This is a genomic window from Streptomyces viridosporus (assembly GCF_002078235.1).
Taxonomy (GTDB): Bacteria; Actinomycetota; Actinomycetes; order Streptomycetales; family Streptomycetaceae; genus Streptomyces; species Streptomyces viridosporus.
On sequence record NZ_MSGP01000871.1, the window covers coordinates 1 to 1320 of the forward strand.

A 1320-nucleotide genomic window follows, 5' to 3' on the forward strand; every position below is an offset into this window, starting at 1 on the left:
GGCCCTGCGCCACGTCGACCTGACGGTCGTCCCCGGTGAGACCATCGCCCTCATGGGCCGCAACGGCGCCGGGAAGTCGACGCTGCTGAACGCGCTCGTCGGCCTCGTCGAACCGTCCGCCGGATCGGTGCGCACCGGCGACGCGGTGCCCCACCGCACCCGCCCCCGCGACCTGGTCCGCCGCGTCGGCCTGGTTCCGCAGGAGCCGCGCGACCTGCTCTACGCCGACACGGTCGCCGCGGAGTGCGCGGCGGCCGACCAGGACGCGGACGCGGAGCCGGGCACGTGCCGCGCCCTGCTGTCGGAGCTGCTTCCCGAAGTGGCCGACGACACCCACCCCCGCGACCTGTCCGAGGGCCAGCGCCTGGCGCTCGCCCTGGCGGTGGTCCTGACCGCCCGCCCGCCGCTGCTCCTCCTGGACGAGCCGACCCGCGGCCTGGACTACGCGGCGAAGGCCCGTCTGGTGGCGATCCTGCGCTCACTGGCCGCCGAGGGCCACGCGATCGTCCTGGCCACCCACGACGTGGAACTGGCGGCGGAACTCGCCCACCGGGTGGTCCTGCTCGCCGAGGGCGAGGTGATCGCGGACGGCCCGGCGGCGGAGGTGGTCGTGGCCTCCCCGTCCTTCGCCCCGCAGGTGGCGAAGGTCCTGGCCCCGCAGCACTGGCTCACGGTCTCCCAGGTCCGGGAGGCGCTGTCATGACCGCCGAGGGCACCGGTACGGCCGGCGGCGGCACCGGCACGCAACGCCAGGCCCGGGCCGTCCGGCTGGGTCCGCGCTCCCTGGCGGCCCTGGCCCTGGTGAGCGCGGTGGGCGTGGCCGGCTTCGGCTGGCCCTTCCTCGCCCCGCCCGACTCCACCCTGAACGCCCACGCCCAGGACGCCCCCTGGCTCTTCGCCGGTCTCCTCGTCCTGCTGGTCGCGGTCGTGGCGGCGACGATCTCGGAGTCCGGCCTCGGTCCGAAGGCGGTGGCGATGCTCGGCGTCCTGGCGGCGACGGGCGCGGCGCTGCGCCCCATCGGCGCCGGAACGGCCGGTCTGGAGCCCATGTTCTTCCTCATGGTCCTCAGCGGCCGGGTCCTCGGCCCCGGCTTCGGCTTCGTCCTCGGCTCGGTGACGATGTTCGCGTCCGCCCTGCTCACGGGCGGGGTCGGCCCCTGGCTGCCCTTCCAGATGCTGGCGATGGGCTGGTTCACGGCGGGCGCGGGCCTGCTGCCGGGCCCGGACCGCCTGCGCGGCCGCGCCGAGGTCCTGATGCTGGCGGCGTACGGCTTCCTGGCGGCCTTCGCCTACGGCACCGTGATGAACATGGCGGGCTGG

Annotated in this window: 2 protein-coding genes; both read left to right on the plus strand. The window is 75.9% G+C overall.

The window, feature by feature from the left end; genetic code table 11:
- Positions 1-703: ATP-binding cassette domain-containing protein (locus tag B7L92_RS38305; RefSeq protein WP_143626520.1), on the plus strand; the 703-nt coding region annotated here is incomplete at its 5' end.
- A partial coding sequence (locus B7L92_RS38310; RefSeq protein ID WP_081241658.1) for an ECF transporter S component occupies positions 700-1320 on the plus strand: 621 nt, incomplete at its 3' end. The genes B7L92_RS38305 and B7L92_RS38310, both read left to right, overlap by 4 nt.